Origin of the sequence: Pseudohaemophilus parahaemolyticus, assembly GCF_938021905.1 — a bacterium.
Classification (GTDB): domain Bacteria; phylum Pseudomonadota; class Gammaproteobacteria; order Enterobacterales; family Pasteurellaceae; genus Haemophilus_A; species Haemophilus_A parahaemolyticus_B.
In genome coordinates, this window is sequence record NZ_CALIFA010000070.1 from 101,571 (window position 1) to 109,800 (window position 8,230).

7 protein-coding genes are annotated in these 8,230 nt (G+C 41.2%); 2 read left to right on the forward strand and 5 right to left on the reverse strand.

What is annotated here, in order from left to right:
* Positions 1–102: 102 nt before the first annotated feature.
* Both dksA and thiB read right to left on the reverse strand, forming a co-directional pair.
* The gene (gene dksA, locus QMF79_RS07825; RefSeq protein WP_005707519.1) at positions 103–549 is read right to left on the reverse strand and encodes an RNA polymerase-binding protein DksA; all 447 of its coding nucleotides are present in this window, start codon (positions 547–549) and stop codon (positions 103–105) included.
* Positions 550–767: 218 nt separating this feature from the next.
* A complete protein-coding gene (gene thiB, locus QMF79_RS07830; protein ID WP_281773394.1) occupies positions 768–1,763 on the reverse strand; it encodes a thiamine ABC transporter substrate binding subunit in 996 nt (331 codons plus the stop codon).
* A 416-nt stretch (positions 1,764–2,179) separates the two neighbouring features.
* On the opposite strand from thiB, the gene QMF79_RS07835 reads away from it, so the two are divergent.
* Together QMF79_RS07835 and aspS are read left to right on the forward strand one after the other, a co-directional pair.
* Positions 2,180–3,166, forward strand: coding sequence for an amidohydrolase family protein (locus QMF79_RS07835; protein WP_281773395.1), 987 nt, complete (start codon positions 2,180–2,182; stop codon positions 3,164–3,166).
* A gap of 486 nt (positions 3,167–3,652) precedes the next feature.
* Positions 3,653–5,428, forward strand: a complete 1,776-nt coding sequence (gene aspS, locus QMF79_RS07840) for an aspartate--tRNA ligase (protein ID WP_281773396.1) — start codon at positions 3,653–3,655, stop codon at positions 5,426–5,428.
* Positions 5,429–5,476: 48 nt separating this feature from the next.
* Here aspS and QMF79_RS07845 read toward each other — a convergent pair whose 3' ends face one another.
* The 3 genes from QMF79_RS07845 to pgi form a co-directional block, all read right to left on the reverse strand.
* Positions 5,477–5,749: an acylphosphatase gene (locus QMF79_RS07845; RefSeq protein ID WP_281773397.1), complete on the reverse strand. Its 273-nt coding sequence runs from the start codon at positions 5,747–5,749 to the stop codon at positions 5,477–5,479.
* 12 nt (positions 5,750–5,761) lie between these two features.
* On the reverse strand, positions 5,762–6,340 hold the full coding sequence (gene ruvC, locus QMF79_RS07850) for a crossover junction endodeoxyribonuclease RuvC (protein ID WP_281773398.1): 579 nt from the start codon (positions 6,338–6,340) through the stop codon (positions 5,762–5,764).
* Positions 6,341–6,414: 74 nt separating this feature from the next.
* Entirely contained in the window at positions 6,415–8,055 is a 1,641-nt protein-coding gene (pgi, locus tag QMF79_RS07855) for a glucose-6-phosphate isomerase (RefSeq protein WP_281773399.1), read from the reverse strand.
* Between the last annotated feature and the right edge of the window lie 175 nt (positions 8,056–8,230).

Sequence of the window (8,230 nt, forward strand, 5' to 3'; positions counted from 1 at the left end):
AGGACGAGAAAAAAATGATTTAATGTAATTAAAAATAATTCACCTCGTTTAAATTAGGCTAAAAGTAATAACGGAGAATGCGACCATTCTCCGTTGTTTATCTTATAAACCAAGTTGTTTTTCACGGATTTCAGCAAGGGTTTTACAGTCAATACATAAATCCGCAGTTGGGCGTGCTTCAAGGCGTTTTAAGCCGATTTCTACGCCACAGGTTTCACAATAACCGTAATCATCATCAGAAATCTTGTGTAAAGTTTGTTCAATTTTTTTCAATAATTTACGCTCACGATCACGGTTGCGTAATTCTAAACTGAACTCTTCTTCCTGAGTTGCGCGGTCTGCAGGGTCTGCGAAGTTAGTCACATCTTCCTGCATTTGGTTTTTCGTGCGAGCGGCTTCATCCATGATTTGAGAATGCCACGCTTTTAGAATTTTAGTGAAGTGCTCTTTTTGAGCATCATTCATATATTCTTCATTCTTTTTCAGTTCGTAAGGTTTTACCCCTGCGAGAGATAATAAACCTAAAGACGTGGTATTGCCCACTGCCATATTACACTCCTGTTAGTTAAGTTACCCCTAGTCCTACCTTAAAAGGAGCAAAAAAGGGGTAGAAAAAGTATAGGGATTTTTAAGGACGCTATAGATAACAGAAGTTAATACGTTTGGCAAATCTTTTTGCAAAAAAACAGCATTCCTTTCTGTTTTTATTAGTTCTCTCTACTTAAGGTAAAATTACCCTCTCCTACAAGGGGAGAGGGGAATGTGTATTACTTACTTACCGCTTTTTGCCAATTCGCCAACCACTGACGCACTAAATCCGCATTAGGCTGTAGTGTTTCCAATACTTTAATTTTTGGCAAAGATGTTAAAAGGGGATCAATCTCACCCGCCACAACAGGCTTCATGATATTCGATTTCGTAATAATTTTTTGCGATTCAGGCTCGTGTAAGAAACGTAAGAATTGCTGAGCAAGCGGTTTTTGTTGGCTGCTTTTTAAAATGGCAGCAAGCTCGACTTGCATCAAATGCCCTTCTTCAAAAATGGCTGCTACATTTTTATTATCATTCTCATACCATTGATGATAAAGCGGTGAAGTAGTATAACTCAACACCATATCCGCTTCGCCTTTTAAATAGGCACCATAAGTTTCAGACCAGCCTTTACCAACAGTTACCGTATGTTTTGCTAAGCTTTCCCACCATTTGCTCATCTCGCCTTCTGAAGCAAGTACTTGATTTGCCCACACAAGTAATCCACGCCCTACCGTGCTAGTGCGCGGGTCTTGGTAAATAATGCGTAAATCTTGACGCTCAAAAAGCTCTTTTAACGACTTCGGCGGATTTGTTAATTTCTCTTTATTATAAATGAATGCATATTCGCTGTAATCGTATGGGTAAAAAATGTGGCTTTGCCAAGTGATCGGTAATGCGGTATCTTGTAAGGTTAATTCATTTGCAGCAAACAACCCGCTTTTTTCTGCTTCGGCTTGAGTAAAATTGTCGATGCCAACCACAACATCAGCTTTGGTTTTTTTACCTTCTAAACGAACACGATTCAACATTGTTACACCATTATCAAATGGTAAAAAACGCAGATCGCAGTGACACACTTTTTCAAAATTGGCTTCTAATTGAGAAGCAGGTCCATATTTTGAAGCGAACGAATCATAAGTGTAAACATTGAGTACAGGTTTTTCTGTAGCAAAAGCAGAAGTAGCAACGGCTAAGCCAATGACAGATAAAGTCAAAGATACAGTTTTCATAATGTTTCCTTTGTTTAAATTTTAAATCAAAGGATTTAAGTCGATCACTCGTCTCAAATCCCTACGCTGAAATTATTCAGTTCAGGTTCTACGGATTGGCTTACACCTCTCAGCATAGATTGTTAATCCTTGCACTCCGATGAGAACAGAACGAATTCTATGCAAAAAAAAAGAGAAATTCAACCGCTTGCAACCGTTTGCTTTTTACTAACAACATCGCTATACTACGCACCTAGTTTTAAACGTAGAAACTAGAAATGAATCTTCATATATTAACTCCTTATACATTATTTTTTCAGCTACGCATCGTTCTTCGAGGCGTAGCTGTTTTTTTATTCATTTTTCCTTAATTTGATCAAATCGCTTTTTCACAAGCGATTTTTTTTCGCCCGAAATTTACATAAAGGATAGCAAACATGAGCCAATTAATTCGTACACTGAAAGGTCATATTCGTGATGAAATCATTAAAAAAGGAGGCTGGGTAAATGCACACGCTCACGCTGACCGAGCATTCACCATGACCCCAGAAAAAATTACCATCTACCAAAATGCTAATCTACAGCAAAAATGGGACTTAGTGGATGAAGTAAAACGTCAATCCAGCGTAGACGACTATTACCGCCGTTTCTCACAAGCGATTGAGCTGATGATTTCTCAAGGAGTAACCGCATTCGGTACTTTCGTAGATATTGATGGCGTATGTGAAGATCGTGCCATTATCGCAGCACACAAAGCACGCGAGGTGTACAAAAGCGATATTATTTTGAAATTCGCTAACCAAACGTTAAAAGGTGTCATTGAGCCAACCGCAAAAAAATGGTTTGATATTGGCTCAGAAATGGTGGATATGATTGGTGGTTTACCTTATCGTGATGAGTTGGATTATGGTAAAGGTTTAGAAGCGATGGATATTTTGATGGATAAAGCCAAATCACTCGGCAAAATGCTGCACGTGCACGTGGATCAATTCAACACACCAAAAGAGAAAGAGACCGAACAACTTTGCGATAAAGCGATTGAACACGGTATGGAAGGTCGTGTAGTGGCAATTCACGGGATTTCTATCGGTGCACATCCTAAAGAATACCGCAAAATGCTTTATCAAAAAATGCGTGATAGCCAAATGATGGTCATTGCTTGCCCAATGGCGTGGATTGATAGCGGTCGTAAAGAAGACTTACAACCGTTCCACAACGCTTTAACCCCAGCCGACGAGCTAATCCCGGAAGGCATTACCGTGGCAATTGGTACAGATAACATCTGTGACTATATGGTACCGCTCTGCGAGGGCGATATGTGGCAAGAACTCAGTCTCCTTTCTGCAGGCTGCCGCTTTACTAATCTTGAAGAAATGTCGAACATCGCCTCAATTAACGGACGTAAGGTGTTGGGCTTACTTTAAGATTTATTGGGGATTTTTAAGGAATTAAGACTAGTAAAATCTAAAAACTCTGGTAAAATCCCTTCCGTTTTCGACCGCTTGATAAGTGAATAGAATGTTAAAAGTTGTACGACATTTAATCAAATCAAGACCCAACTCTCTAAGTCTCGGAAAAAGTTGGGAAGTGGCTCTCGTAAGCCTTGTGCCACAAGGCTTCAAAATACCACTGCAGTCGGAAGACACAGCCCTGTTCCAAAGGGATTGAGACTCACGACGGAAGTTCGCGTTGCCGCGACGACGTTGGGTCGGAAGACACTGCCCTGTTCCAAAGGGATCATTAATCTAAGCCTCCTTCGGAGGTTTTCTTTTTTGTTGTTGCAAAATCTTAAAGAAATTTCACCGCTTGGTAGCCTTTATCTACCCATCTTTCGCCTATTCCGCTATAATTCCCACAATTTTCCCGCTATCTTCCCTTTATCGGGAGCTAATTTTCAAAAGGACATAATTATGATGCGTACAAACTATTGTGGCGAATTAAACCGTAGCCACGTTGGACAAAATGTAACTTTAAGTGGCTGGGTACACCGTGTGCGTAACCTTGGTCGTTTTATCTTTATGCAAATCCGCGACCGTGAAGGCGTGGTGCAAGTATTCTTCGATGAGAAAGATGAAGCGTTATTTAAAGTAGCATCCAGCCTGCGTGCAGAAGCCTGCGTGCAAATTCAAGGTGAAGTGATTGCTCGTGATGAGTCGCAAATCAACAAGGATATGGCAACGGGCGAAATCGAAGTGTTAGTGAAAAATGTGTTAGTTTATAACAATGCTGATGTGCTGCCACTCGACTTCAACCAGAACAACACTGAAGAGCAACGCTTAAAATATCGCTACTTAGATTTACGCCGTCCTGAAATGGCAGAAAAACTTAAAACTCGTGCGAAAATTACTAGCTTTGTACGTCGCTTTATGGATGAACACGGTTTCTTGGACATCGAAACGCCAATGCTCACCAAAGCGACTCCAGAAGGGGCTCGTGACTATTTAGTGCCAAGCCGTGTGCATAAAGGCAAATTCTATGCGTTGCCACAATCTCCACAACTTTTTAAACAGCTACTCATGATGTCGGGCTTCGACCGTTACTATCAAATCGTGAAATGTTTCCGCGATGAAGATTTGCGTGCCGACCGCCAACCTGAATTTACCCAAATTGATGTGGAAACCTCATTCTTAACTGCAGAAGAAGTGCGTGCCATTATGGAAGAAATGATCCACGGTTTATGGTTAGATCGCTTAAATGTGGATTTAGGTAAATTCCCAATGATGACGTGGCATGAAGCAATGAATCGCTTTGGTTCAGACAAGCCAGATTTACGTAACCCGTTAGAATTAGTTGATGTTGCAGATATTTTAAAAGACGTGGAATTCAAAGTATTCCACGAGCCAGCGAACTCACCAGATGGACGTGTAACAGTATTACGCGTGCCAAACGGTGCAACTTTAACCCGTAAACAAATTGATGAATACACTCAATTTGTCGGCATTTATGGTGCGAAAGGCTTAGCGTGGGCGAAAATTAACGATGTGAACGCAGGCTTAGAAGGTGTACAAAGCCCCGTGGCGAAATTCTTAAATGAAGAGGTAATCAAAGCATTAATTGCCCGCACCAACGCTCAAACGGGCGATATTTTATTCTTCGGTGCAGACAAATGGCAAGTGGTAACCGACTCAATGGGTGCATTACGCTTAAAAGTGGGTCGTGACTTAAACTTAACTGATTTAAGTGCGTGGAAACCATTATGGGTTATCGACTTCCCAATGTTTGAACGTGATGAAGAGGGTAATCTTTCAGCGATGCACCACCCATTCACTTCACCAAAAGGCTTAACCCCTGAAGAATTAGCAACAAACCCTGTGAATGCGGTAGCGAACGCTTACGATATGGTGATCAACGGCTACGAAGTGGGCGGTGGTTCTGTGCGAATTTTCGATCCGAAAATGCAACAAACCGTGTTCAATATTTTAGGCATTAACGAACAAGAACAACAAGAAAAATTTGGTTTCTTGCTCGATGCATTAAAATTTGGCACACCACCACACGCAGGCTTGGCATTCGGTTTAGACCGCTTGACAATGCTTATCACTGGTACAGAAAATATTCGTGATGTGATCGCCTTCCCGAAAACCACCGCAGCAGCGTGTTTAATGACAGAAGCCCCAAGCTATGCAAATCCGCAAGCGTTGGAAGAGTTAGCAATTGCGGTGAAAGCGGTGGAAAAAGCCGAGTAATTTACACATTGGAAATAAAAAATGCGATCAGACACGATCGCATTTTTATTATCCAATCATTGAGAATTTATCAAACAATTTATCTTCAGAATAGTTATTCTCAACTACTCTTTCTACCGTTGCTGTTTTCGGTCCATCCAAAAGCCAAGCTCGCATTAAGGCTATTTGATCTTCTGTGCCTTGAGCAATGACTTCCACACTGCCATCAATGCGGTTACGTACTGTGCCTTTTATGCCAAGTTTTCCCGCTTGTTGTAAGGTAAAAAAGCGAAAGCCTACGCCTTGCACACGCCCAAAAACAAAGAATTGTTTGGTAATCATTTTCCCCTCCTATTAGCCTTTTAAACGAAAACGCCCGCGGCTGTAACGAGTTTTCATTAGGGCTAAAATCTGCTCTTTTTCGCTACTTACTTTTTGGCTACTCTGCTTTGCGACGACTAAGGAGTGCTGAATCGAGTGTGCGTGAGTAATAGCAATCGCTAAAGCATCTGCCGCATCCGCTTGTGGTTTGGCAGAGAGCTGTAGCATTCGCATTACCATATCTTGCACTTGAATTTTATCGGCAGATCCAATGCCTACCACCGTCTGTTTCACCAAACGAGCCGCATATTCAAACACAGGAAGATCGTGATTAACCGCTGCGACAATTGCTGTGCCACGAGCTTGCCCAAGTTTAAGGGCAGAATCGGCATTTTTTGCCATAAAGACTTGTTCAATCGCGAACATTTCGGGTTGGAATTGGGTAATCACTTCGGTTACGCCTGCATAAATGCGTTTTAAACGTGTTGGGAGATCGTCTGCAGCAGTACGAATCACGCCGCTGCCGAGGTATTCTAAATGTCGCCCTGTTTGGCGAATCACGCCGTAGCCTGTGAGCCTTGAGCCTGGGTCTATGCCTAAAATAATTGCCATATCAAAAAATAAGCGGTGCAATTTGCAAAAAGATTTACGAATTACACCGCTTGAATCATAGTTAAATTACAAAATTAACGCCACGCTTTGAATTGGTTGATTAAACCATTCGTCGAGCTGTCGTGGCTAGTTACTTTTTCGTTGCTTTGAAGCTCTGGTAAGATGCGGTTTGCTAATTGTTTACCTAACTCAACTCCCCATTGGTCGAAACTGTAGATATTGAAAATCACACCTTGAACAAAGATTTTGTGTTCATACATCGCAATCAATGCACCTAATGTAAATGGGGTGATTTTTTGCACCAAAATTGAGTTAGTTGGTTTGTTGCCTGTAAATACTTTGAATGGCACGATTTCTGCAACTTCTTCCAATTTTTTGCCCGCTTGTAAGAACTCTTGTTCAACCACTTCTTTTGATTTACCAAACGCTAATGCTTCGGTTTGAGCGAAGAAGTTTGAAAGTAATTTTGCGTGGTGATCGCCTACGGCATTGTGTGTTTGAGCAGGTGCAATGAAATCACAAGGGATGATTTTGGTACCTTGGTGAATCAATTGATAGAATGCGTGCTGACCGTTTGTGCCAGGTTCGCCCCATACGATAGGACCTGTTTGGTAGTTTACTGCATTGCCATCACGACCTACAAATTTACCATTTGATTCCATATTGCCTTGTTGGAAATAGGCGGCAAAACGATGTAAATATTGGTCATAAGGTAATAATGCTTCAGTTTCTGCACCTAAGAAGTTGCTGTTCCAAATGCCCACTAATGCAAGAGTTGCAGGGATGTTTTGCTCGATTGGCGTGTTACGGAAATGTTTATCCATTTCGTGTGCACCCGCAAGCAATTGCTCAAAGTTTTCAAAGCCGATTGAAAGAGCGATAGATAAGCCGATAGCAGACCAAAGCGAGTAGCGACCGCCCACCCAATCCCAAAATTCGAACATATTGTTGGTATCAATACCAAATTTTTCCACTTCTTTTGCGTTAGTTGAAAGTGCTGCAAAGTGTTTTGCTACCGCAGATTCATCTTTTGCTGCAGCCAATAACCAATCACGTGCAGTGTGAGCGTTGGTCATTGTTTCTTGTGTAGTGAAAGTTTTTGAAGCAACTAGCACAAGCGTTGTTTCTGGATTCACTTTTTTCAAGGTTTCCGCAATGTGTGTGCCGTCCACGTTAGACACAAAGTGCATTGTGAGGTGGTTTTTATATGGACGAAGTGCTTCAGTAACCATATAAGGGCCTAAATCTGAACCGCCGATACCAATGTTGATCACATCGGTAATCGCTTTACCTGTATAGCCTTTCCACTCACCTGAAATCACACGCTCACAAAAATCTTTCATTTTTGCTAATACAGCGTTCACTTCAGGCATAACATCTTTACCATCCACTAAAACAGGAGCATTTGAACGGTTACGTAATGCAGTATGTAGTACCGCACGATTTTCTGTGCGGTTAATTTTTTGCCCTGTGAACATTGCTTCTATTGCTGATGCTAGACCGCATTCACTTGCTAATTGGCGTAATAAACCTAAGATTTTTTCATTGATGGCGTTTTTGGAGTAATCGACAAGGATTTGATCAGCAAAGTTTAAAGAGTATTGTTCAAAACGGTTTGGGTTTTCTGCGAAAAGCTGTGGAATGGTAAGATTATCTGCTTTATGTGCTTCTAATGCTTGCCAAGCGACTGTAGTTGTTGGGTTGATTTTTTGCATGGTGATTTCCTTTAATTTAATTATAAAATATTAGGGGTATTTTAATGAATTTTTAAGGAAATCAAAAGAAATAATCTGAGTTAAATCAAAGTTTAATAAAGAAGATATAAAGGATAAGAAAGTATGGCTGGGGTACTAGGATTCGAACCTAGGGATGCCGAGATCAAAACCCGGT

What these genes read in the sequence shown, in the direction of transcription:
- dksA (WP_005707519.1), bottom strand. Translation starts at nt 549, where the DNA reads ATGGCAGTGGGCAATACCACGTCTTTAGGTTTATTATCTCTCGCAGGG.
- thiB (WP_281773394.1), bottom strand. Translation starts at nt 1,763, where the DNA reads ATGAAAACTGTATCTTTGACTTTATCTGTCATTGGCTTAGCCGTTGCT.
- QMF79_RS07835 (WP_281773395.1), top strand. Translation starts at nt 2,180, where the DNA reads ATGAGCCAATTAATTCGTACACTGAAAGGTCATATTCGTGATGAAATC.
- aspS (WP_281773396.1), top strand. Translation starts at nt 3,653, where the DNA reads ATGATGCGTACAAACTATTGTGGCGAATTAAACCGTAGCCACGTTGGA.
- QMF79_RS07845 (WP_281773397.1), bottom strand. Translation starts at nt 5,749, where the DNA reads ATGATTACCAAACAATTCTTTGTTTTTGGGCGTGTGCAAGGCGTAGGC.
- ruvC (WP_281773398.1), bottom strand. Translation starts at nt 6,340, where the DNA reads ATGGCAATTATTTTAGGCATAGACCCAGGCTCAAGGCTCACAGGCTAC.
- pgi (WP_281773399.1), bottom strand. Translation starts at nt 8,055, where the DNA reads ATGCAAAAAATCAACCCAACAACTACAGTCGCTTGGCAAGCATTAGAA.